This is a genomic window from Bacillus sp. EKM208B, assembly GCF_011800725.1.
Taxonomy (GTDB): domain Bacteria; phylum Bacillota; class Bacilli; order Bacillales; family Bacillaceae; genus Bacillus; species Bacillus velezensis.
Map to the genome: position 1 here is coordinate 32485 of NZ_JAANHO010000009.1, position 24329 is coordinate 56813.

Annotated in this window: 20 protein-coding genes; 15 read left to right on the forward strand and 5 right to left on the reverse strand. The window is 50.8% G+C overall.

The window, feature by feature from the left end; translation table 11 throughout:
* Window positions 1-72: 72 nt before the first annotated feature.
* On the forward strand, window positions 73-216 hold the full coding sequence (locus G9F75_RS15645; RefSeq protein ID WP_003151982.1) for a hypothetical protein: 144 nt from the start codon (window positions 73-75) through the stop codon (window positions 214-216).
* A gap of 40 nt (window positions 217-256) precedes the next feature.
* Here the strand turns inward: G9F75_RS15645 and yumC are convergent, their stop codons facing one another.
* On the reverse strand, window positions 257-1252 hold the full coding sequence (gene yumC, locus G9F75_RS15650; RefSeq protein ID WP_007613496.1) for a ferredoxin--NADP reductase 2: 996 nt from the start codon (window positions 1250-1252) through the stop codon (window positions 257-259).
* Between the two features lie 311 nt (window positions 1253-1563).
* Between yumC and G9F75_RS15655 the strand changes: the two genes are divergently transcribed.
* The 4 genes from G9F75_RS15655 (at window position 1564) to G9F75_RS15670 (ending at window position 4214) form a co-directional block, all read left to right on the forward strand.
* A complete protein-coding gene (locus tag G9F75_RS15655) occupies window positions 1564-2784 on the forward strand; it encodes an NAD(P)/FAD-dependent oxidoreductase (protein WP_007408709.1) in 1221 nt (406 codons plus the stop codon).
* Between the two features lie 173 nt (window positions 2785-2957).
* On the forward strand, window positions 2958-3083 hold the full coding sequence (locus G9F75_RS15660; protein WP_167409221.1) for a YuiA family protein: 126 nt from the start codon (window positions 2958-2960) through the stop codon (window positions 3081-3083).
* A 68-nt stretch (window positions 3084-3151) separates the two neighbouring features.
* Window positions 3152-3472, forward strand: coding sequence for a YuiB family protein (locus G9F75_RS15665; protein ID WP_003151989.1), 321 nt, complete (start codon window positions 3152-3154; stop codon window positions 3470-3472).
* A 100-nt stretch (window positions 3473-3572) separates the two neighbouring features.
* Window positions 3573-4214, forward strand: coding sequence for a 3D domain-containing protein (locus G9F75_RS15670; protein ID WP_167409222.1), 642 nt, complete (start codon window positions 3573-3575; stop codon window positions 4212-4214).
* Between the two features lie 29 nt (window positions 4215-4243).
* Here the strand turns inward: G9F75_RS15670 and G9F75_RS15675 are convergent, their stop codons facing one another.
* A complete protein-coding gene (locus G9F75_RS15675; RefSeq protein ID WP_021495380.1) occupies window positions 4244-4720 on the reverse strand; it encodes a divergent PAP2 family protein in 477 nt (158 codons plus the stop codon).
* A 147-nt stretch (window positions 4721-4867) separates the two neighbouring features.
* On the opposite strand from G9F75_RS15675, the gene G9F75_RS15680 reads away from it, so the two are divergent.
* Window positions 4868-6358: a leucyl aminopeptidase gene (locus G9F75_RS15680; RefSeq protein WP_167409223.1), complete on the forward strand. Its 1491-nt coding sequence runs from the start codon at window positions 4868-4870 to the stop codon at window positions 6356-6358.
* Window positions 6359-6490: 132 nt separating this feature from the next.
* Complete coding sequence (locus G9F75_RS15685; protein ID WP_007613482.1) at window positions 6491-7819, forward strand: Na+/H+ antiporter NhaC family protein; 1329 nt, start codon at window positions 6491-6493, stop codon at window positions 7817-7819.
* A 47-nt stretch (window positions 7820-7866) separates the two neighbouring features.
* Here G9F75_RS15685 and G9F75_RS15690 read toward each other — a convergent pair whose 3' ends face one another.
* Window positions 7867-8460, reverse strand: coding sequence for a biotin transporter BioY (locus G9F75_RS15690; protein ID WP_007408702.1), 594 nt, complete (start codon window positions 8458-8460; stop codon window positions 7867-7869).
* A 99-nt stretch (window positions 8461-8559) separates the two neighbouring features.
* On the opposite strand from G9F75_RS15690, the gene G9F75_RS15695 reads away from it, so the two are divergent.
* The 8 genes from G9F75_RS15695 to G9F75_RS15730 all read left to right on the forward strand — a co-directional run bounded on the left by G9F75_RS15695 (window position 8560) and on the right by G9F75_RS15730 (window position 22308).
* Window positions 8560-9156 carry a sulfite oxidase-like oxidoreductase gene (locus tag G9F75_RS15695; RefSeq protein ID WP_029973805.1) on the forward strand — a complete coding sequence of 199 codons (597 nt, stop codon included), beginning with the start codon at window positions 8560-8562 and terminating at the stop codon, window positions 9154-9156.
* A gap of 176 nt (window positions 9157-9332) precedes the next feature.
* Window positions 9333-10202 (forward strand): alpha/beta hydrolase, encoded by an 870-nt coding sequence (locus G9F75_RS15700; protein WP_021495378.1) that lies wholly within the window; start codon window positions 9333-9335, stop codon window positions 10200-10202.
* 135 nt (window positions 10203-10337) lie between these two features.
* Window positions 10338-11123, forward strand: coding sequence for a 2,3-dihydro-2,3-dihydroxybenzoate dehydrogenase (locus tag G9F75_RS15705; RefSeq protein WP_014418780.1), 786 nt, complete (start codon window positions 10338-10340; stop codon window positions 11121-11123).
* A gap of 23 nt (window positions 11124-11146) precedes the next feature.
* Entirely contained in the window at window positions 11147-12343 is a 1197-nt protein-coding gene (gene dhbC / locus G9F75_RS15710) for an isochorismate synthase DhbC (RefSeq protein WP_021495377.1), read from the forward strand.
* Between the two features lie 18 nt (window positions 12344-12361).
* The gene (locus G9F75_RS15715; protein WP_021495376.1) at window positions 12362-13987 is read left to right on the forward strand and encodes a (2,3-dihydroxybenzoyl)adenylate synthase; all 1626 of its coding nucleotides are present in this window, start codon (window positions 12362-12364) and stop codon (window positions 13985-13987) included.
* Window positions 13988-14005: 18 nt separating this feature from the next.
* Window positions 14006-14932, forward strand: a complete 927-nt coding sequence (locus tag G9F75_RS15720) for an isochorismatase (protein WP_021495375.1) — start codon at window positions 14006-14008, stop codon at window positions 14930-14932.
* Between the two features lie 14 nt (window positions 14933-14946).
* Window positions 14947-22074 carry an amino acid adenylation domain-containing protein gene (locus G9F75_RS15725; protein ID WP_167409224.1) on the forward strand — a complete coding sequence of 2376 codons (7128 nt, stop codon included), beginning with the start codon at window positions 14947-14949 and terminating at the stop codon, window positions 22072-22074.
* An 18-nt stretch (window positions 22075-22092) separates the two neighbouring features.
* Entirely contained in the window at window positions 22093-22308 is a 216-nt protein-coding gene (locus tag G9F75_RS15730) for an MbtH family protein (RefSeq protein ID WP_022553715.1), read from the forward strand.
* 41 nt (window positions 22309-22349) lie between these two features.
* On the opposite strand, the gene G9F75_RS15735 is transcribed toward G9F75_RS15730, so the two are convergent.
* Together G9F75_RS15735 and ald are read right to left on the reverse strand one after the other, a co-directional pair.
* Window positions 22350-23027, reverse strand: coding sequence for a YukJ family protein (locus tag G9F75_RS15735; protein ID WP_007613467.1), 678 nt, complete (start codon window positions 23025-23027; stop codon window positions 22350-22352).
* A 118-nt stretch (window positions 23028-23145) separates the two neighbouring features.
* The gene (ald, locus tag G9F75_RS15740) at window positions 23146-24276 is read right to left on the reverse strand and encodes an alanine dehydrogenase (protein ID WP_003152011.1); all 1131 of its coding nucleotides are present in this window, start codon (window positions 24274-24276) and stop codon (window positions 23146-23148) included.
* Window positions 24277-24329: the final 53 nt, after the last annotated feature.

Here is a 24329-nt window from a genome sequence, read left to right on the forward strand (position 1 = left end):
ATCATAGTAGTATTGGGTGTTGTAAGACATTTGTTACGATAGATAGATTTGCAGAAGAAGGGAGGGGCCGGTGTGGAACAAAAACAGCCCGGGCACAGCCCGAAAGCCCAAAAAATTCAGGACCGGATTATTTTAGGCACGATTTGGGTCGTGTCGGCGCTTGTCATTGCGCTTGTTGTCGGAACCGTCATGAATTATATTTGGATGTTTAAATAAAAAAGAGTCTGTGCCGGCAGGACACAGACTCTTTTTTATATTATTTTTCAAACATGCTTGTAGAATGCAGAGGCTGGACGCGCGCTTTCGGGTCCATGTAAGCCTTCGCGTTGTTCACGGCTGTCGGAGCTTCGCCGAAACCGCTGGCGATCAGCTTGACCTTGCCTTCATATGTGCAGATATCTCCGGCGGCAAAGAAGCCTTCGATATTCGTTTCCATTGTGCTTTTGACGACGATGGAATTTTTCTCGATTTCAAGGCCCCAGTTTTTAATCGGGCCGAGAGAAGAAACAAAGCCGTAGTTTACGATCAGGTCATCAATTTCAATGATTTCTTTACGGTCGCCTTTCACTTCTTCGAGAACGAGCTGTTCGATCCGGTCTTCACCGACAAGTTCAGCGGGAACAAACGGTGTCAGCACGTTGACTTTAGAATTATGCAGGTTTTCGACACTGTGCTCATGCGCGCGGAATTTATCACGGCGGTGGATGATGCTGACTTCTTTGGCGATCGGCTCAAGCATGAGCGCCCAGTCCACCGCGGAATCGCCGCCGCCCAGAACGGCAACGCGTCTGCCTGCGAATTGATTGAGGTCGTCAATGAAGTAGTGCAGGTTTTTGCCCTCATATTGTTCCGCTGATTCCAGCTCAAGCTTTCTCGGCTTAAATGCGCCGTTTCCCGCTGTAATAATAACCGTTTTTGAATAATGCGTTTCTGAATTCGTGACAAGCTTAAACACACCGTCCGCCTGTTTTTCAACAGATTCAACGGCCTGCTCTAAGCAGATGGTCTGATCGAACTTTGCCATTTGCTCTTTTAAGTTGTTCACAAGTTCTTGGGCGCGGATTTTCGGGAATCCGGCTACATCATAAATATATTTTTCAGGGTACAGCGCGCTGAGCTGGCCGCCAAGCTGAGGCAGGCTCTCGATGATTTTGACGCTCGCCTGTCTCATTCCCCCGTAAAAAGCGGTAAACAGGCCGACCGGGCCGCCGCCGATGACCGTAATATCATAAACCTTTGAATCCTCTTGCATACCAAATTGCCTCCTAATTGAAAATTGTTATTAATTATAACATACAATTTAAAAGGATGACGAGTGCCGAAAACCGCCCGGCCGCTTCATTCTTGAAAAAAATTGCGGCCGCCGCTAATATGGGGACAAATTCCAATCTGTTTTTTCCTGAATGTTTTCTGATTCTTCCGGATAGTATGGTGATATGCAGACATGTGCGGTTTTCTAAAAAATTTTATATTTCATTTCATAAAATCCCGCCAATAAGCTGAAGCTAATACAAATGTTGATTTGATTATGCGTCTAACAGCAAAAAAAAGAAGGTGGATGTGATGGCATTGAATAAACCCAAAATCGTGGTTTTAGGTGCAGGTTATGGTGGATTAATGACAGTAACAAGGCTTCCGAAGCATATCGGGGCAAATGACGCTGACATTACTTTGGTCAATAAACACAATTATCATTATGAAACGACATGGATGCATGAAGCGAGCGCAGGAACGCTGCATCATGACCGCTGCAGATATCAAATAAAAGATGTAATCAATGAATCACGGGTCAAATTTGTGCAGGATACCGTAAAAGCGATAGATGTGCAAAATAAAAAGGTGACGCTTTCACAAGGGGACATCCCTTATGATTATCTTGTCATCGGGCTTGGCGCCGTCCCTGAAACATTCGGGATTAAAGGCTTAAAAGAATTCGCTTTTCCGATCGCGAATATTAATACGTCGCGCCAGCTGAAAGACCATATTGAGCTCCAATTTGCGACATACAATACGGAGGCTGAAAAACGCCCTGACCGCTTAACCATCGTTGTCGGCGGAGCGGGCTTTACGGGAATTGAATTTCTCGGTGAACTTGCGAACCGCAAGCCGGAGTTATGCAGATATTATGATATAGATGAAAGTCTCGTCCGGATCGTCTGTGTCGAGGCCGCCCCGACGGTTTTGCCGGGATTTGATCCGGAGCTTGTCGATTACGCCGTTCAATACCTTGAGAGCAAAGGCGTTGAATTTAAAATCGGCACCGCGGTTCAAGAATGCCGCGCAGACGGTGTCACAGTCGGCAAGAAAGATGAAGAGCCGGAAGAAATCAAATCGCAGACTGTTGTCTGGGCCGCGGGCGTGCGCGGACATCCGATCGTGGAGGAAGCGGGTTTTGAAAATATGCGCGGCCGTGTCAAGGTCAACCCTGATCTTCGGGCGCCGGGACATGATGACGTTTTTATTCTCGGCGACAGCTCGCTCTTTATCAATGAAGAGACGGAACGGCCGTACCCGCCGACTGCTCAGATCGCGATGCAGCAAGGAGAAACGGTCGCCAAAAATCTGGGCGGTTTGATTAAAGGAGGCCAGCTTGAAGAGTTCAAGCCTGACATTAAAGGAACCGTCGCCTCCCTCGGTGAGCATAACGCTGTCGGAGTCGTATACGGCAGGAAGCTCAAAGGCATGCCGGCGTCCTTTATGAAAAAGGTCATTGACAACCGCTCGCTCTTTATGATCGGCGGACTGGGCCTGACGCTGAAAAAAGGGAAGTTTAAATTCTTCTGAAAACCCGCGGCCGCGGGTTTTCTCTTTTTTTAGAAAAGAGCGCTATAAAAAGCATGTAAGAGAAAAAAATGAATGTTTCCGCTTACATGAGTTGATTTGTCACATATTCTGACTTGGTGCTTGACAAGTAAATATGGTATATTATCAGAAAATTAAGAAAAAGGGTGATCCGCATGAAAACGACAGCAAAAAGCACGGCGGCGTGTCCGTTCTGCTCAGGTAAAGGGTATTTTCAATTGCTTCTTGGCGGCTCCGAAACATGTCCCTCCTGCCAGGGAAGCGGCAAAGAGAGACAATGATTTTTCCAGACGTTGACTTTTTTACCGCCCCCGAGGTACACTGAAAGTGCTGTAGGGGGTGGATGTTTGTGATTAGTTTGCCGGTTGTCCTGATCTCAATCGTACTATTTTTTGTACTGTTTTTCGGCATAGGCTTTCTGTTGAACATGCTGCTTAGAATGTCGTGGATTATGGCTGTTGTCTATCCGATTGTATGCCTTTTCATTATCAGCAATAAAAAGATGATCAGTTACGTGCAGGCGCCGGGGGAATCCTTTCAAAGCCTGTTTCAGCGCATCATGTCATTAGCGGTTGCGGATGTCGTGATTTTGGCGGGCGGACTGGCGGGAGCCATCATGTCAGGCATTGCCATAAAGGCGCTCAGAAAAAGAGGATATCAAATGTTTTAAGCCGCTTTCTTATTCGAGAAAGCTTTTTTTGTGTCGCGGCGCTTTTTGTATAGCACCTCACTGAGTTGGGAACAATGACTCGGAGGAGAGTGATTTCAGATTGACGATAATCAGACGCGTATTCATGATCATGCTCTTTTTGGGCGCATGCCATGCGACATACTTTTCCATAACCGGTGTTGAAGCAAAGGATCTGACTAATTGGATGACGGAACATCGCGGCGCCGTTTTGAAAAACATCGGCACTCCGTTTCAATCCTTACAGAATCATCCGGATCAGAAGGCATCAGGCAGGGTAAAACCGCTGGAAGAAGCTTTTGACTGGGAACGCTATCCGTCACAAAAGGTGACGGCCACCGGTTATACCGCCGGAGCGGAATCTACCGGAAAATCTCCCGGGCATCCGCAGTACGGAATTACATATTCAGGCGTGAAGGTCAAACGCGATTTATATTCAACTGTTGCGGCCGATCCGTCTGTTTTCCCGATCGGGACGATCCTGTTTATACCGAATTACGGTTACGGGGTTGTCGCCGATACCGGCTCAAAAATTAAAGGCAGCCGCCTTGACCTCTACTTTGACACCGTCAAGGACGTCTATAACAATTGGGGTAAAAAAACACTTGAGGTCTACATTGTTAAAAAAGGGAACGGCACAGTGACCGAGGACGAACTTGTAAAGCTGAACGAAACCAAGTCGCTGCAAGTGTTCAGAAATCAATACAAAACGGTAAAAGAATAAAAACGCTTCAGCGTCCGCTGAAGCGTTTTTTACATAAAGAAATAATCTAAAATCAATGTCAGCACAATACCGGTGACGCCGCCGAAGAACACTTCAATCGGCTGATGGCCGAGCAGTTCTTTCAGTTTCTTCTGTTTTTCCTTCTCTTCCGCTTTCTGAAAGTCCTTCGCTTCGCTGACAAACCGATTAAAGTCGATGACCAGTTTATTAATGACCGTCGCCTGTTCACCCGCATGCCGCCTGACACCTGTAGCGTCGAACATCGTAATGACGGCGAAAATCGCGGCGACTGCAAACAGGGGCGAGTCCAGTCCCTGTTCCAAAGCGACTCCGGTTGACAGCGCGGTGACGGCGGCGGAATGGGAGCTCGGCATGCCGCCGGTGCTCGTCACAAGAGACCAGTCAAGTTTTTTGGATACGATAAATTGAATAGGCACTTTTACAACTTGGGCAAAAATAATGGCGGCAAAACTCGCCAGTAAAGGAAAATTCATAAGTACATCCATATGCGACATCCTTTCTGTATCTGCTGATTCCGATCGTATCGAAAAACTGCAGAAAACGCCCTTAGTTTGGTAAAATAAAATCAATGAAAAATGTTTTTTCATTATACCACTTTACATAACAAATACCCACATAAGGAGTGTGTACTCATGTTTTATGCATCTGATCAACTGCGGCATCCCGAAACACTGGTCATCGGTCTTTTTCAAAAAAGCACGCTGAACGGATTTACGAAGGAATTGGATGATAAATTGGGCGGTCATCTGACCCAACTGTTGAAGGATGGTGATGTGTCCGCCAAACGCAATCGTGTATCAAAAGTATACCCTCCGGCTGCGACCGGTATGAAACGTATTTATTTTATCGGCCTGGGAAGAGAAGCGGATTATTCATTTGAAGATACGAAAGAATGCTTTGCACGAGTATTTCAGCAGGTTCATCAAGATAAAAAACAGGAAGTATCCGTGTTGCTCGATACATTCGTTTCCGGTGAAGTGCCTGCCGCCGATGCCGCTCATGCGCTTTCAGAAAGCTGTCTGCTTGCGGTTTACGAAGTGCAGGATTATAAACATAAATCGAATGAGCCGGATCAGGAACTGAAATCAGTCTGCGCCGTGACCGAAGAAGACCTGAGAGAAGTGCAGGCCGGCCTGAACGTCGGCGCGGCATACGGCCAAGGGACGAATTCAGCCCGCACGCTTGTGAATATGCCGGGTAATATGCTGACGGCCACTGATTTGGCGTCATATGCCGCTGAGCTTGCGGCAAAATACGATTTCGAGTGTGAAATTTTAGAAAAAGATGAAATGGAAGAGCTCGGCATGGGAGGGCTGCTTGCTGTTAACAAGGGCTCATCCGAACCGCCGAAAATGATCGTTCTGAAGTATCAGGGCAAAGATCAGTGGGAAGACGTCATCGGCCTGGTCGGTAAAGGAATTACCTTTGATACGGGCGGATATTCAATTAAACCGAAAACCGGCATTGTCGGCATGAAAAGCGATATGGGAGGGGCCGCCTCGGTATTAGGGGCAATGGAGATTATCGGCGAACTGCGGCCTGAACAAAACGTGCTCGCTGTCATACCGTCTACGGACAACATGATTTCGTCCGATGCGATGAAGCCGGATGATGTCATCGTTTCGCTCAGCGGAAAAACCATTGAGATCCTGAACACCGATGCGGAAGGGCGTCTCGTGCTTGCCGACGGCATCACATACGCCAAGCAGCACGGAGCCTCTGTACTCGTAGACGTCGCAACGTTAACGGGCGGTGTCATTGTCGCCTTAGGGAACGAAATGACGGGCGCTATGACTAATCACGCCGCGTTTTATGAACAGGTGGCGGAATCGGCGAAAGAATCCGGCGAGCCGATCTGGCAGCTTCCGATTACAGAAAAGGATAAAAAACGGGTGAGAAACAGTCAGATGGCTGATTTGAACAATTCTCCGGGAAGAGAAGGCCACGCGATTATGGCGGGGGCATTCATTGGTGAATTCGCGGAAAACACGCCGTGGGTTCATCTCGATATTGCGGGAACCGCAACGGCGAATAAAGCGACATGCTTCGGCCCTGCCGGTGCAACAGGCGTCATGGCAAGGACGTTGGCTGTTTTGACTGAGCGCTTTACGCCCGAAAGATAACAGCATCCCGCTGCCTTGATGCAGCGGGTTTTTTGATTTCCAAAATCTTTAGTTGACTAAAGCGCAGAATATATGGTAACTTTAATTATCTACTACATTAGCAAACTAAAGGATTTTTGGAGGGACTCATCAATGAATGCTGTTGTTGTCGCAGTACTGCTTATGCTCGTCTTAAGCCTGCTGCGTGTCAATATTATTATAGCTTTAATGATCGGCGCGCTTGCCGGCGGGCTGACCGGCGGCTTAGGCCTCGGAGAGACGGTGAAGGCTTTTACGGACGGTCTCGGCGGAAATGCCACCGTCGCGGTCAGCTACGCGCTGCTCGGAGCATTTGCCGCGGCGCTGACAAAGACGGGGCTTCCCGATGCAATGGTGGAAGCGTCTGTCAAACTAATCGGAAAAAAGGAAGATTCGCGGAAAAAAGCACTGTCAAAAGTGTTAATCGTACTGATTATTTTAATCATATCCTGTTTCTCGCAAAACGTGGTGCCCGTTCACATTGCGTTTATTCCTGTATTGATTCCGCCGCTTTTAAAAATATTTAACGAACTTGAAATAGACCGCAGGCTGATCGCGTGTGTGATGACATTCGGACTGACTGCGCCGTATATCGTTCTGCCTGTCGGATTCGGACAGATTTTCCAGGGGATGCTGAGAGATAATATGGCGTCAGCCGGTTTAAAGGTGCCGCTCAGTGATATCCCGTATGCTTTAATCATCCCGACGGCCGGGATGGCGGTCGGTTTAATTTTAGCCGTCATCGTCTTCCGGAAACCGAAGAAATATGAGACGAAGGAGATTGCCGGACTATCGTCTTCTCCTTATACGAAAAAAAGCATTGCCATCGCCTTGATCTCCATTGCCGTGTCGCTTGCCGTTCAGCTCTATCTGTCACAAGTGCTCGGAGTGGAAGGTATGATCATGGGCGCGCTTGCCGGCTTGTTTACGCTGTTTATCAGCGGAGTCATGAAGCGCAATGAAGCGGATAAGCTGATCACGGACGGCATGATTCTGATGGCTTTTATCGGGTTTGTCATGCTTGTTGCAGCCGGTTTTTCAAATGTATTGAATAAAACGGGCGATGTGGCTTCCTTGGTCAAAGCATCAACAGGCTTTATCGGCCACAGCCAATCATTAGGCGCGCTCCTGATGCTGGTGGTCGGTTTATTAATCACGATGGGAATCGGATCATCATTTGCAACCGTACCCGTCATTACGACCATATTTGTCCCGCTGTGCGCTCAGCTCGGATTCAGCCCGATGGCGACGATCGCCGTAATCGGAGCGGCCGCCGCGGTCGGTGATGCGGGTTCTCCTGCAAGTGACAGTACGCTCGGGCCGACGTCAGGCCTCAGCGCCGACGGACAGCACCACCACATTTGGGATACGTGCGTACCGACATTTATTTTCTATAACATTCCGCTTGTGATATTCGGCTGGATTGCCGCGCTTGTCCTGTAAAAAAAAGGCTCCCGGAAAGGGGAGCCTTTTTGTATGCTGAGAACATCTTACGCCGGATTTCTGCTGAACCCCGTCGCTTTATGAATAGACCTGTATACGGCAGGCGCGATTGATGCCAATAACAGTGCTAAAACGATATCTTTTATGAAAAACCATATCATGTAAAACCAGGCCATTCCGTAGCTGATCGGAGCATGAAGCCATAATTTCAGCGCAATATACGTATAGGTCGTGCCAATGATATAAATGACGGCGGTACCGATCAAAGAGGCCCATGCATAATGCAGGCGGCCGGGTTTTTTTGTTTTTTCCAGCAGCCATCCGGCTGCAAATGCCGCCGGGATGTAAGCGAGAATAAATCCGCCGCTCTTTCCGATAAACGGCGCAAAGCCTGCTGAGAATTGGGCGAAAACAGGCGCCCCCGCGAGTCCGGCCAATGCGTATACCGTCATTGCAATGGCTGCCCGTCTGGCGCCGAGAAGCATCGCGGCTAACAGACAAAAGAAAGGCTGCAGCGATAACGGAATTCCCGCAACTTGCAAAAAAGGAGCCATTGATGTAATGTTGGCGCCGACGGCCATCAGTGCGGCAAACATGCCGATAAGCGCCATATCGCCCGCACGAAGGTTGCGTTGTTTCATTTGTTTTTCCCCCTTACACTTGTACCAGATTAGCGTAATCGAAGGGTGATTGATTGTCAACAAAGATTTAATGCAGGTTTACTAAATGGAGGGAGCCATATGTTTTTCGGGAAAACGAAACAAACAAAACAGTCGGAACGGATTCCGCCAAACCAAAATGTCACAACGAAGTTTCCCGTGCTTCACGCCGGAAATGTTCCTTATTATGAAGATATGTCAAAATGGAATCTGCAAGTGTACGGACTTGTTGACCGTCCTATGCTGTTAAGCTTTGAAGATATCAAAGCCTTTCCGGAAGCCGAAGTGAAAAATGATATTCATTGCGTCACGGGCTGGTCCCGTCTTGATAATATCTGGAAGGGAATACGCGCCAAAGACATCGCTGAGAAAGCGGGCGTGCACAAAGAAGCGGGATTCGTCATTCTGCATGCTGAAGAGGGCTGGACGGCCAACCTGCCGCTTTCTGATTTTACGCGGGAAACATCCCTGCTGGCATATGCGCATAACGGCGAGCCGTTAACGCCAGAGCACGGCTATCCGCTAAGAGGCGTTTTCCCCCATCTTTATTTTTGGAAAAGCGCAAAATGGCTGCGCGGCATTCAGTTTACAAAGGAAAACCACCCCGGCTTTTGGGAGAAAAACGGCTACCATATGAGGGGAGATCCATGGAAGAATGAGCGCTTTACATGGGATTAAGCCTCCTATCACGATATAGTTCTTAGGTACCTTATTGAAATAAGGTGCTTTTTTTATATCAAAAATCCATTGACTTTGTTTGGCAAAAAACCTATTATTTGAGGTGTCTTTTGATATTGAAAATCATTATCAATAAGCATAAATAAAGCAATTGCCGCAAAGGGGATGAACACATAATGGACGGAAAACAAATAAAGCGGGGTTTCGCGCCGGCCGGCCGATACGCGGTTCCGGGCACAGAAGTAAGAGAAATGCGCTCAAAAGGAGGCCGTACGTATCGTATCTTTGTCTCTTTTCCTCAGGAAGAACCGCCTGCATCCGGTTTCCCCGTCATATACCTGCTCGATGCGAATTCCGTATTCGGCACAATGGCCGAAGCTTTGCGGGTGCAAAGCAGACGGCCTGAAAAAACAGGCGTTGTTCCGGCGGTGATTGTCGGAATCGGCTACCCGACAGATCAGCCGTTTTCCGCCGAACGTCACAGTGATTTTACGATGCCGCTTTCTGAATCAGAACTGCCGGTGCATCCGCGCGGCGCGGCATGGCCCGAACAGGGAGGGGCGGAAGCATTTCTGGAGTTTATAGAAGAAGAAGTAAAGCCCGCGATGGAGCGGGATTATCCGATCGACAGAGGCAGGCAGACGATTTTCGGCCATTCGCTGGGCGGTCTTTTTGTGCTGCAAGTGCTTTTGACGAGGCCGGACATGTTTCAGACCTATGTTGCCGGGAGTCCGTCAATTCACTGGAACAAGCGTTTTATTCAGGAAAAAGCGGAACGTTTGTCAGACCGGCTCTCTGCGGAAAATCTTCAAGTCAGCGTATTGCTGGCTGCGGGAGAAATTGAAAAAACACATAAAAGCAGAATCCCGCAGCACGCAGAGGCGCTGTACTCTTTATTATCCGGGTTTGAAGATGATGGAGTCCGTGCTGAATACAGCGAGTTTGAAGGAGAAGGCCATATTTCTGTCCTGCCCGTTTTAATCAGCAGAGCCCTGCGTTTCTGCCTGAATCCGGGAGGGCCGCATACCCCGTATTCTCCCGTATGAGAAAAAACAGGCCCTTCGAACTAAATGCGGCTGATTCTAATTTTCTAATTGACTGCGTGTTTTGATTTGGATATGATTGTCTTGAATCATAATTGATAATGATAATCATTATCAATAAAGAAAGGGAATGATAATATGGACGCATTGGGAATGAAAGGGAAAACGGCCGTTGTCACCGGCGCCGCTCAAGGCATCGGAGAAGCAACAGCGCTTGCCCTTGCTGAACAAGGCGTAAATGTGGCAGCTATAGATACAAATGAAGACTTGCTTCTCGGGCTTACTGACAGACTTCGGAAAAAAGGCGTGCAGGCGCAGGGGTTTGCCGCAGATGTATCTGACAGTGCGGCTGTCAATGATATCATCGCCGCCGTTGAACGCGACATGGGGCCTATTGAAATATTGGCGAACGTTGCGGGCGTGCTGCGGCCGGGTCCGGTGCAATCCCTCAGTGATGAAGATTGGGATCAAACATTTTCTGTTAATACGACCGGCGTTTTTCATGTATCGCGGGCTGTAAGCCGGTACATGATTGAGCGTCAAAAAGGCGCCATCGTTACGGTCGGTTCGAATGCAGCCGGCGTTCCGCGTGCTTCCATGGCGGCTTATGCGGCGTCAAAAGCGGCTGCCGTCATGTTTACGAAATGCCTCGGACTGGAGCTTGCGGCCCATCATATCCGCTGCAACATCGTATCTCCGGGTTCAACGGAAACCGACATGCAGCGGGCGCTGTGGCAGGACGAGAACGGAGCCCGGGACGTCATCAGAGGTTCGCTTGATACATATAAAACGGGAATTCCGCTTCAAAAGCTGGCGAAGCCTTCTGATATTGCAAATGCCGTTTTGTTTCTGGCTTCTGAACAGGCAAACCATATTACGATGCATGATTTATGCGTTGATGGCGGCGCTACTTTAGGCGTTTGATTTAACGAGAAGGAGGGACAAACATGACAAATCAACATTTATTGGCGGAAGTGTCAGCAAAAGAGGTGCTGGACGCTTACAAGCCCGGGGCGTTCTTTTTAGCTTCCCCGAAAAGTACGATGCTTGCGGAAGGAATGTTTGCGGAAGTGCCTGATACAGACGCGGAAAATCAGCTGGATTCACTGCCTGAACGCGTGAGACAGACGCTTCTTGAGGCAAAGCAAGCCGGCATCAAACATCCGATTGCGGCCGGCGCCATTCCTTTTGACAGCAGAAAAGCTTCCCGGCTTTTTGTACCGAAGAATGTCCATACGGCAGGCCCGCTTTCGTTTGCGGTATCTTCCGCAGAAAAGCCGCAATCCAATACATATGACATCTGTCCCGTTCCGGAGCCTGAGGGCTTTATGAGCGGTGTGGAACAAGGCGTATTCAACATTACGGACGGTCCGCTCAGCAAAATCGTGCTGTCAAGGACGCTTCATCTGACCGCTGAAAAGGATATTGACATTCCTCAGGCCGTCAAGCATTTGGCGCAGCACAACCCGCGCGGCTATACATTCGCTGCGGATGTGACGGGAACGTCAGAAACAAGAAAAACGCTTTTCGGCGCAAGTCCTGAACTGCTGCTGTCCAAAAACGGAACATCAATTCTGTCCAATCCGCTGGCAGGTTCCAGACCTCGCAGCACAGATCCCGCCGAGGATCAGAGAAGAGCGGAAGAACTGCTGCAATCAGCAAAAGATCTGCATGAACATGCCGTAGTCGTGGCCGCCGTGGCCGCCGCCCTTAAACCGTTCTGCCGTGTGCTTGATGTGCCGGAAAAACCGTCACTCATTAAAACTGAGGCGATGTGGCACCTGTCCACCGAGGTAAAGGGAGAGCTGCGTGATCCGTCAACGACATCACTTGAGCTGGCCATCGCCCTGCATCCGACACCCGCGGTATGCGGAACGCCGACGGATGCGGCGAGAGAAGCGATTCAGGATATTGAGCCGTTTGACCGCAATTTCTACACGGGAATGGCGGGCTGGTGTGATGCTGAGGGTGACGGAGAATGGATTATCGCACTCCGCTGCGCCGAAGCGGAAACAAGGTCTCTCCGGCTCTTTGCGGGTGCCGGGATTGTCGCCGGATCAAAGCCGCAGGATGAACTGGACGAGACCTCGGCCAAATTCCGCACCATGCTCCGGGCGATGGGGCTTTACCAAGATGAGTTGTAAAAAAGGAGGGAACGGATCGTGCTGACTGGATTTACGCCATGGCCGGAAGAATGGGCTGACAAATACCGAAAAGACGGCTGCTGGAAGGGTGAGACGTTCGGAGGAATGCTGAAAGAGCGCGCGGCTTTATACGGAAATCAAACTGCCGTGACGTGTAAAGATGTACATTGGAGCTACAAAGAATTAGATGAAAAGGCCGATCGTTTAGCGGCGGGACTGCATAAGCTCGGAATTCAAAAGGAAGACCGCGTTGTCGTTCAGCTGCCGAATATCGCTGAGTTTTTTGAAGTGATTTTCGCGCTGTTCCGGCTCGGAGCACTGCCCGTTTTCGCACTGCCTTCTCATAGAAGCAGTGAGATTACGTATTTCTGCGAGTTTGCAGAGGCGAAAGCATACATCATTCCTGATATGCATTCAGGTTTTGATTACAGAGCGCTTGCCAGACAGGTGAAAGACAAACTTCCGGATTTGGCGCATGTCATTGTGGCCGGCGAAGCTGAAGAGTTTCAAGAACTGAGCAGCCTGCATAGAGAGCCTGTTCAGCTGGAAGAAGTAAGCCCGGCGGAAGTCGCCTTTTTACAGCTTTCAGGAGGCAGTACGGGGCTGTCCAAGCTGATTCCGCGAACACACGACGATTACATATACAGTTTGCGCATCAGCGCGGAAATATGCGGCTTGGATCATCACAGCGTTTATTTGGCCGCTCTGCCGACAGCGCATAATTATCCGCTCAGCTCGCCGGGTGTGTTGGGAACTTTATATGCCGGAGGCCGGGTTGTTCTGTCACCGACGCCGAGTCCGGATGACTGCTTCCCGTTAATTGAAAAAGAACGTGTCACAATTACAGCGCTCGTCCCGCCGCTTGCGATGGTGTGGATGGACGCATCCGGTTCGCGAAGTGATGATTTATCAAGCCTTCAAGTGCTGCAGGTGGGAGGCGCCAAATTCAGCGCTGAGGCGGCCCGCCGCGTAAAGAGCGCTTTCGGATGCACCCTTCAGCAGGTTTTCGGAATGGCGGAAGGATTGGTGAATTATACGAGACTGGATGATCCTGAAGAAATCATTGTCAATACGCAAGGCAGACCGATGTCACCTTTTGATGAGGTCAGGGTTTTAGACGATAACGGGCGGGATGTCGCCCCCGGTGAAGCGGGACATTTGTTTACACGCGGCCCTTACACGATTCGCGGATATTATAAAGCGCCTGAACATAATGAAAGATCATTCACAGCCGACGGATTTTATCAGACCGGCGATATCGTCAAACTGACGGCGGACGGCTATATCATCGTCGAAGGACGTGCGAAAGATCAAATCAATCGGGGCGGTGAAAAAATAGCCGCTGAGGAGGTGGAAAATCACCTTCTTGCGCATCCTGCCGTTCATGATGCGGCCATGGTTTCAATGCCGGATGATTTTCTCGGGGAGAGATCCTGTGTGTTCGTCATCCCGAAAGGAGAAGCGCCGAAACCGGGAGAGCTGAAAGCATTTTTACGTGAGCGCGGATTGGCGGCATATAAAATCCCCGACCGGATTGAATTTATCGCTTCTTTCCCGAAAACCGGCGTCGGCAAGGTCAGTAAAAAGGATCTTCGCGAAACGATCGCCCAAAAAGTAAAGCCGGCTGAAATCAAACAATCTTAAAAAAAGGAAGTGTTTACATTGGCTATACCGTCTATTCCCGCATATGCGCTGCCGACAGCGTCAGATATGCCTGAAAATAAAGTATCGTGGACGCTGAATCCGAAACGCGCGGTGCTTCTGATCCATGACATGCAGAATTATTTCGTCGATGCTTTTGCGAAAGGTGAGGCTCCGATCACGGAGGCGGCTCAGAATATCAAAAAAATAAAAGAGCAATGCAAAGCACTCGGCATTCCGGTGGTGTATACCGCGCAGCCGGGCAGCCAAGACCCGGCGGACCGCGCGCTGCTGACGGATTTTTGGGGGCCGGGGCTAAAAAGCGGGCCTTATGAAGAAAAGGTCATTCCGGAGCTTGCCCCGGATGATCAGGACATTGTCCTCACAAAGTGGAGATACAGCGCGTTTAAACGGACGAATCTCCTTGACATCATGCGTGAAAGCGGCAGAGACCAGCTCATGATTACGGGAATTTATGCACACATCGGCTGTCTCGTCACAGCCTGTGAAGCATTTATGGATGATATCCAAAGCTTCTTTATCGGAGACGCCGTGGCTGATTTTTCTTCGGAAAAACATAAGATGGCCATCGAATATGCGTCTCAGCGCTGCGCTTACACGGCTTTGACAAACGAAGTACTGGAGCTGCTGGGCGGCGCGCCGGTTTCTGAAGGAGAAGAGAAGGCTTCCGCCGTATTGACAAAAGACCGGGTGCGGGAACAAATTGCGGCGATTCTTCAAGAATCACCGTCTGATATTCCGGATCATGAAGACCTGCTGGATAGAGGTCTTGACTCCGTCAGAATCATGAGCCTTGTCGAACAATGGCGCCGTGACGGAGCTGAAGTGACGTTTGTGGAACTGGCGGAGAACCCGACGCTGGAAGAGTGGTGGAGACTTCTTTCTTCCCGATCTCAAAAAGTCTTGCCGAACGCAGATTATTTATAAAGGGAGAGAATAGAATGCATGATACACAACAGCTGCCTCTGACAGGCGCACAGGCCGGTATCTGGTTTGCGCAGCAGCTTGATCCTGATAATCCGATTTACAATACAGGCGAGTACGTTGAGATAAACGGCGCGATCGATGTGAACATATTTAAAACCGCTCTCGAACGCGTGCTGACAGAAGCCGCGTCATTACACGCCCGCTTCGAGGAGGGGGCAGACGGGCCGAAGCAGATCATCAATCCTCCATTTGAGGCTGCGATCGATGTCATAGATGTGAGTTCAGAAGCTGATCCGAAGCAGGCCGCACTCAGACTCATGCAGACAGATTTGGATGAGCCCGTCGATATGGCGGCCGGGCCTTTGTTCCGCGACATTTTATTTCAGGCGGGACCGGAACGCTTTTTCTGGTATCAGCGCATTCACCACATTGCGATAGACGGCTACGGTTTTTCACTGCTGGCACGGCGTACGGCGCAAGTGTACACCGCAATACGGGAGGGACGTCCGGATAACGGGCGCTCCTTCGGTTCTTTGGAGGATCTGGTAAAAGAAGATCAAGAGTACCGCGCGTCTGATCAATTCCTGAAAGATCGGGAATTTTGGATGGAGAAATTTGCGGATGAACCTGATGTCGTCAGTTTGGCGGAAAGAGCGCCGAGAACGTCAACAAGCTTTCACAGGAGCACGGCTTATCTTTCTGAAACGTCTTTACAGCATGTAAAAGCGATTCCGAACTGGCATGAAGCCGTCACGGCCGCAGCGGCGGTATATGTCCATCGGATGACAAACGCGGGGGATATCGTGCTCGGCTTACCGATGATGGGGCGGATCGGCTCGATTTCACTGAATATTCCGAGTATGGTCATGAATCTTCTGCCTTTACGGCTTTCTCTTCGCCCGGATATGAATTTTCATGAGGCCGTCAGCCAAGTGGCAAAAGAAATCCGAAACATCCGGCGCCATCAGAAATACCGCCATGAAGATATGCGCCGCGACCTTAAATTGCTCGGAGAAAATCGCAGGCTGTTCGGCCCGCAAGTCAATGTGATGCCGTTTGACTACGCGCTTGATTTCGCCGGAGCGCCGGGCGCCGTTCATAACTTATCAGCCGGGCCCGTTGATGATTTGTCAATTAACGTTTACGACAGAGCGGACGGAAGCGGAATGCGTGTGGACTTTGATGCGAATCCGGAAGTGTACAGCGCCGAAGATATTGAAAACCATCAAAAACGATTCCTGCTTCTGTTGGAATCCGCTGTGAAAGACCAGACACAAAAAATCGGCACACTCAACCTTCTGCTTGAAAGTGAACGTCTCCGCGTACTGGAAAGCTGGAATGACACGCGCAAGGCCGAGAAGCAGAAAAGTCTGCCGGAGCTGTTTTACGAACAGGCCGTAAAAACACCGGACCGGCCGGCAATCATCACCGAAAACGAAGAGCTCAGCTATGCCGAATTGAACAAGCGCGCGAACCAGCTTGCCGGCATGCTAAAAGAAAAGGGGCTCGGACCGGAACAATTTGCCGCTTTGCTGCTTCCGCGGTCACAGGAGTTGGCCGTGAGCATGCTGGCCGTTTTGAAAACGGGAGCCGCATACCTGCCGCTTGATCCTGATTTTCCTTCTGAGCGTATCACATACATGCTCAAAGATGCACAGCCTGCATGCCTGATTACAACGATGGAATTATCCGGCCGCATGCCGGAAGACAGTGATGCAAAAAGGATCATTCTCGATGACCCGGATACGGTAAAAACCGTTGCCGCTCAAAATGCTGACTGTCCCGCTCAGGCGGAATGTTCGCCTTTGCACCCCGCTTATATCATTTATACATCGGGCTCAACGGGCAAACCGAAAGGCGTAGTCGTCACATTAAAAAGCGTAAGCAATTTCCTCTTATCCATGCGGGAAATGTTCCCGCTCGGCGAACAAGACCGCCTGCTTGCCGTTACGACTGCGGCGTTTGATATTTCCGGACTTGAGCTCTTCCTTCCGCTCATCAGCGGGGCGGGGTGCGTCATCGCACGTAAAGAGACGATTCAGGAACCGCGGGCGCTTGCGCACATGATTCACTCATACGGTATTTCAATCATGCAGGCAACGCCGACATTGTGGCATTCATTAGTCACCAATGAACCGGATTCTCTCCGGGCGCTGCGGGTGCTTGTCGGAGGTGAGGCGCTTCCGAACGCGCTTATGCATGCTCTGCTTGAATCAGGCTGTACGGTGACGAATCTGTACGGGCCGACTGAAACAACAATCTGGTCGGCCGCACAGCCGCTTGCAAAAGACCATACGGGGGCGCCTCCGATCGGAACGCCGATTTGGAACACGCGGGTATATGTGCTGGACGCCGCATTGCAGCCCGTCCCGCCGGGAATCGCGGGCGAGCTTTATATCGCGGGTGAGGGGCTTGCCAGAGGTTATTATAACCGTCCTGATTTAACAGCTGAAAGATTCATTGCCGATCCGTACGGCCCCGAGGGCGCGAGGATGTATCGGACGGGAGATCTCGTGCGCTGGCGTGAGGACGGCTCGCTTGATTATATCAGCAGAGCCGATCACCAAATTAAAATCCGCGGGTTCCGGATAGAATTAGGAGAAATTGAGTCAGTGCTGTCGAAATATCCGGGTATTTCGCAGGCCGCCGTCATTGTCCGTGAAGACCAGCCGGGAGATAAGCGGCTGGCGGCTTATACTGTCGCGGATCAGCCCCTTGATATCGGCGGACTTCGTGCACATATGGCCGAAAGCCTGCCGGATTATATGGTGCCGGGCGCGTTTGTACAGCTGAAAGAATTGCCGCTGACGCCGAATAAGAAGCTCGATCGCAGCGCTCTGCCTGCACCTGATTTTTCCGCTGTCCTGTCTGACAGAGGGCCGCGGACACCGCAGGAGGAAATATTATGCGATTTGTTTGCCGAGGTTCTCGGTCTCGCGCGGGTCGGAATTGATGACGGGTTCTTTGAATTGGGCGGACATTCGCTCTTAGCCGGACGCCTGATGAGCCGGGTCCGGGAGACGATGGGCGCAGAGCTTGGCATCGGCCGTCTGTTTGATACGCCGACCGTTGCCGGGCTCGCCGCACAGCTTGACACCGCAAAGAGTGCGCGGCCTAAGCTCAAGCCGTTTGACCGGCCGGAGCACATCCCGCTGTCATTTGCGCAGCTGCGTCTTTGGTTTCTCTACTGTCTTGAAGGGCCAAGCCCGACTTACAACATTCCGGTGATTGTCCGCATGTCAGGCAAGCTTGACCAATCAGCGCTGAAACACGCCTTTTACGATGTTGTCAGCCGTCATGAAAGCTTGCGCACCGTTTTTCCGGAAAATAAGGGATCATCTCATCAGCTCATTTTATCTGCTGAAGAAGCCCGCCCTGTGTTTACAGTGACACGTGCGGACAAAAACGAGCTCCAAGACATGCTTGCCGCTGCGGCACGATATCGGTTTGATCTCGCTAAAGAGCCGGCCGTCCGGGCTGAGCTGTTTGATCTTGGTGGCGGCAAGTATACGCTGATGATTCTCCTGCATCACATCGCAGGTGACGGCTGGTCCTTGAATCCGCTCATGCGTGACTTATCCATAGCCTATATCGCCCGGCAAACAGGTAAAAAAGCAGAATGGGCGCCGCTGGCGGTTCAATATGCGGATTATGCGCTTTGGCAGCAGCAGCTTTTAGGCAGCGCGTCTGATTCTGAGAGCTTAATTGCGCGCCAGCTGGATTTCTGGAAGAAAACGCTTGAAAATGTACCGGATCAGCTGGAGCTGCCGTCTGATTTTCCGCGTCCTGCTGAATCAAGCTACAGGGGCGGCGTCATTCCGGTCAACATTGGCCAAGAGCTTCATGCCCGTCTTCTCTCACTTGCCAGAAATCAGCGCGTAAGCCTGTTTATGGTGCTTCAATCAGGGCTTTCCGCGTTACTGACCCGGCTCGGTGCAGGGACCGATATTCCGATCGGCAGTCCGATAGCCGGCCGCAGTGATGACGCATTGGGAGACCTTGTGGGTATGTTCATTAATACACTCGTACTGAGAACCGATACCTCTGGCGATCCGAGCTTTTGTGAGCTCCTTGAAAGGGTCAGGGAAATGAATCTCGCAGCATATGAACATCAGGACGTGCCGTTTGAACGTCTCGTGGAAGAATTGAATCCGGTTCGTTCCCGGTCAAGACATCCGCTGTTCCAAGTGATGCTCGCATTCCAAAATACGCCTGACCCTGTACTCAGTCTTCCTGATATGGAAACAAGCCTGCAAATCAGCAGTGTCGGATCGTCCAAATTTGATTTGACGCTGGAATTGGCTGAACAGCGCCATGACGACGGCACGCCTGCCGGTATTGAAGGCCTGCTGGAGTTCAGTACGGACTTATTCAGAAAAGAAACGGCCGAAGCACTTGCCGGACGCCTGCTTCTTCTGCTCGAAGATGCTGCATCACATCCGGAAAAATCGATCGGAAGCTTAACCATTCTTTCTGATGAAGAGCGCCGGAAGCTTTTGCCGGTTAAACGGGCAAAACAGCATATTCAGCCTCGGCAGACACTGCCTGAATTGTTTGAAATACAGGCCGCCGCAAAAGCGGATGAAACGGCGGCAGTATTTGAAGAGAGCGGGCTCACTTATAAAGAGCTGAATGAAAGAGCCAATCAGCTCGCGCATATGATGATTGCCCGCGGCGTCGGCCCGGAGCAGTTTGTCGCACTGGCGCTGCCGCGTTCTTTAGATATGATTGTCGGGCTGTTAGCCGTCCTGAAGACGGGGGCAGCGTATTTGCCGCTTGATCCTGATTATCCCGCGGACCGCATTGCTTTTATGTTACATGATGCCAAGCCTGTATTTATGCTCACCAACCGTGAAGGCGCAAGTAAGCTCTCTATCGAAAGCGGCATGCCGGCCTTCATCCTGGATGACCCGCAGAATAAAGAAACACTTGAGCGATATGCCGTCACGAACCCTGCGGACGCTGACCGGATTCGTCCGCTGTCGCCGCTTCACCCGGCCTATGTCATTTACACGTCGGGATCAACAGGTGTGCCGAAAGGTGTCATCATTCCGCACAGCAATGTTATCAGGCTGTTTGAGTCGACGCGGCATTGGTATCACTTTCATTCTGATGATGTATGGACGATGTTTCACTCCTACGCTTTCGATTTCTCTGTCTGGGAAATGTGGGGGCCGCTGCTTCACGGCGGACGTCTCGTCGTCGTGCCGCATGACATCAGCAGATCGCCGAAAGCGTTTTTACATCTCCTCGTGAAAGAGCGGGTGACCGTGCTTAACCAAACGCCGTCAGCGTTTTACCAGCTGATGCATGCGGAAAAAGAACACAAAGAGCTGGGGCGTCAGCTCGCACTCAGATATATCATCTTCGGCGGCGAGGCGCTTGAGCTGAGCCGGCTTGAGGATTGGTACAGCCGCCACGCAGACAATCAGCCGGTGCTCGTGAATATGTACGGGATTACGGAAACGACGGTGCACGTCAGTTACCTTGAATTAGACAAAAACATTGCCGAACTGAAGGCAAACAGCCTCATCGGCTGCGGCATTCCTGATCTGAACGTATATGTGCTTGATGACCGGCTGGAGCCTGTGCCTCCGGGCATCACGGGCGAAATGTATGTGGCCGGAGGAGGCGTGGCACGCGGTTACTTAGGGCGGCAAAGCCTGACCGCCGAACGCTTTGTGGCTGATCCGTACGGCCCGCCGGGAACGAGAATGTACCGGACAGGGGATTTAGCCCGTCTGCGGACGGACGGTTCTCTTGATTATATGGGCAGAGCGGACCACCAGATTAAAATCCGCGGCTTCCGGATTGAATTGGGAGAAATCGAAGCGGTTCTCGTCAAACATCCGGATGTCGAGGATGCTGCCGTAGTTGTCCGTGAAGACCGGCCGGGAGATAAACGGCTGGCCGCCTACCTTGTCCGATCTGCCGGCAGCACCTTGGATACGGGGGACATGCGCCGGTTTACCGAAGAAAGCCTGCCGGATTACATGGTTCCGTCAGCTTTTGTCAAAATGAATGAACTGCCGCTGACACCGAATGGAAAGCTTGACCGAAAAGCGCTCCCTGCGCCTGACTTCCAAACGGAGGTCACCGGCCGGGGACCGAGAACGCCGCAGGAAGAAATGCTGTGTGAGCTGTTCGCAGAGGTGCTTCACCTGCCGCGTGTCGGTATTGATGACAGATTCTTTGATTTAGGCGGCCATTCTTTGCTTGCGGTTCATTTAATGAGCCGTATTCGGGAAGCGATGGGAGCCGAGCTGAGTATCGGAACATTATTTGAAGCTCCTACGGTGGCAAGCCTTGCTGAAAGACTTGAGTCAGGAACGGGCACAAGCGCGCTTGATGTTCTTCTTCCGCTCAGAACGGCAGGAGAAGAAACACCGTTGTTCTGTGTCCATCCGGCCGGCGGTCTCAGCTGGTGTTATGCCGGGCTGATGTCTTCTTTAGAGGCTGATTATCCGATATACGGCTTACAGGCGAGAGGCATCGGAAAAAAAGAACCGCTTCCGCAAAGCTTAGATGACATGGCGGCGGATTATATTGAAAAAATCCGCACCGTGCAGCCGAAAGGGCCGTACCGTCTGCTCGGCTGGTCTCTCGGAGGGAATGTCATTCAGGCCATGGCGACACAATTACAGAGCCGGGGGGAAGAGGTTTCGCTTTTGGTGATGCTTGACGCGTATCCGAATCATTTTCTGCCGATAAAAAATGCGCCTGATGACGAGGAAGCCGTTATTGCGCTGCTTGCCCTGGGAGGGTACGACCCGGACAGCCTCGGGGATCAGCCGCTTGATTTTGACACCGCGCTGACCATTCTCCGCCGTGAGGGAAGCGCATTAGCCAGTCTGGACGAGTCAGTGATGATGAATCTGAAAGACACGTACGTTAATTCTGTCGGGCTGTTAGGAACATACAAGCCGAAGCCGTTCCACGGAGATGTGCTGTTCTTCAGATCCACGATTATTCCGGAGTGGTTTGACCCGATTGAGCCGGATACTTGGAAACCGTATATTACGGGGAAAATCGAGCGGTATGACTTAGACTGCCGCCATAAAGATATGTGCCAGCCGGGCCCGCTTGCCGACATCGGCGCGATTCTGGCAGAGAAATTAAACGGACGGCGTACAGTCCGGTAGAGAAAGGAAAGAGATGATATGACAAATCCATTTGAACAGGAAGACGGCTCATACCATGTGCTCGTCAATGCTGAAGGCCAGTACTCACTGTGGCCGGCCTATCTGGATGTGCCGGACGGCTGGGAAACCCGTCTCACGAATGAAACCCGCCCCGTTTGTCTCGAATATATTGAAACAAACTGGCGTGATATGAGGCCGGAAAGCCTGAAACAGGCCGAAGCCGCTAAAAAATAAGAAAAGCCTGCCGTTATTTCGGCAGGCTTTTTATGCGGACATCAGCCGTTAAGCTGTGTATGATCACAAAATGTATAAGGGTGGCCTTCTTCATTCGTGCACCATGACTGAGACAGAAAAGCCAAAAAGACCGCGGCCCACTGGTCTGCAAACTGGATTAAAATACCGCCGTCGTGCCACGTTCCGTTATCCTTCTTCCAGCGTGTATCAATTGGGTTTCCCTGATTCATATGAATATTATGCATGCCGTTTGTCGGCTTGAACCCGAAAATCTTATCAGCGCCCGGCTCCGGCCCGAATTTAGAGCCGTAAATATAGACGGTGGCTTTTTCTGATTTGGCTTTTTGCATGTACGTCTCAATAAAGTCATTTAAGTCATTATCCGGACCGGTGACTTCATGCGGGAGGGGCACCATGTTCCGGGGATCAAACAATCCGCCGCGGACATAATCCAGCGCCAGCTCACGGCTGGTTTCATCAATTGGGGTATATCCATACGGAATGTTGGGCAGCAGGGTGATCGCGCTTGCGTCAAAATGATCGCGTGCCGCATACAGAACCTCTGATTCTTTTGAACTTGACATGACATTGATCGCACAGCGATAGCGCGTATCAGGCTCGCCTAGCACCTCGACTTGAAAATGCGGAGAATCATCATCTGTTTCCCTTTTCATATCTGACACAGTGCCTTTTAATACACCATAGTGCTGAACAGCCATATGAATCCTCCTTTTTCTTCCGGGATATGAATTGATATTCGAGACAGGGGGCCGTTTTTCCTTTTATGAGAAAGAAAAAAGGACAGCCCGCTGATCAGGCTGTCCTCTTCAATATCTATTAAGCTTTTGCAGCCGAACCTTGCATTGCTTTTTCAGCAGGCACGTAGTCATAGCCTAAGTCTTTGGCTACGGCTTCATACGTGACATGTCCGTTAGCCGTATTTAAGCCCGCTTTAAGCGCAGGGCTGTCTGCAATGGCTTGTGCCGCGCCTTTATTGGCGATTTGAAGCGCGTAAGGAACGGTTACATTCGTTAATGCGAGCGTAGACGTACGCGGTACGGCGCCCGGCATATTGGCGACAGCGTAGTGAACGACGCCGTGTTTTTCGTAAGTCGGATTATCGTGGGTTGTAATATGATCAACGGTTTCCACAATGCCGCCCTGATCGATGGCAACATCAACAATGACGGAACCCGGTTTCATTTGTTTAACCATTTCTTCCGTAACGAGAGTCGGCGCTTTGGCTCCCGGGATGAGCACGGCGCAGATCAGAAGATCCGCTTCCGCGACGGAATCTGCAATATTTACAGGGTTTGACATCAATGTTTTAATCTGATGCCCGAAAATATCATCAAGCTGACGCAGGCGGTCTGCGTTCAAATCGATCATTGTCACATCGGCACCGAGTCCGACAGCCATTTTCGCGGCATTTGTTCCGACGCCGCCCCCTCCGATGATCGTGACTTTTCCGCGGGATACACCCGGTACGCCGGCTAATAAAATTCCTTTTCCGCCCTTTGGTTTTTCAAGAAACTGAGCTCCGATTTGAGCGGCCATTCTGCCGGCCACTTCGGACATCGGCGTAAGCAGCGGAAGGGAACGTCCGTCCGTTACCGTTTCGTACGCGATAGCTGTCACGCCTTTTTCTGTAAGCGCTTTAGCTAATTCCGGCTCTGCAGCTAAATGAAGGTAAGTGAATAAGACCAGACCTTGACGGAAATACGCATACTCTTCAGCCAGCGGTTCTTTTACCTTCATGACCATTTCCGCATCCCATACTTGCTTTCTGTCCTCCAGAATTTCCGCCCCTGCTGATACGTAATCTTCATTTGTAAAGCCGCTTCCGAGTCCCGCTCCGGATTCCACAAGAACCCGATGGCCGTTTCCGATAAGCTGTGAAACGCCTCCAGGTGTTAATGCCACTCGATTTTCATTGTTTTTGATTTCCTTTGGAACCCCGATAATCATGTCTGTTTCCCCCAATGTTTGTGTGATGCTTCAAGTGTAGCGCGATTTTTGCG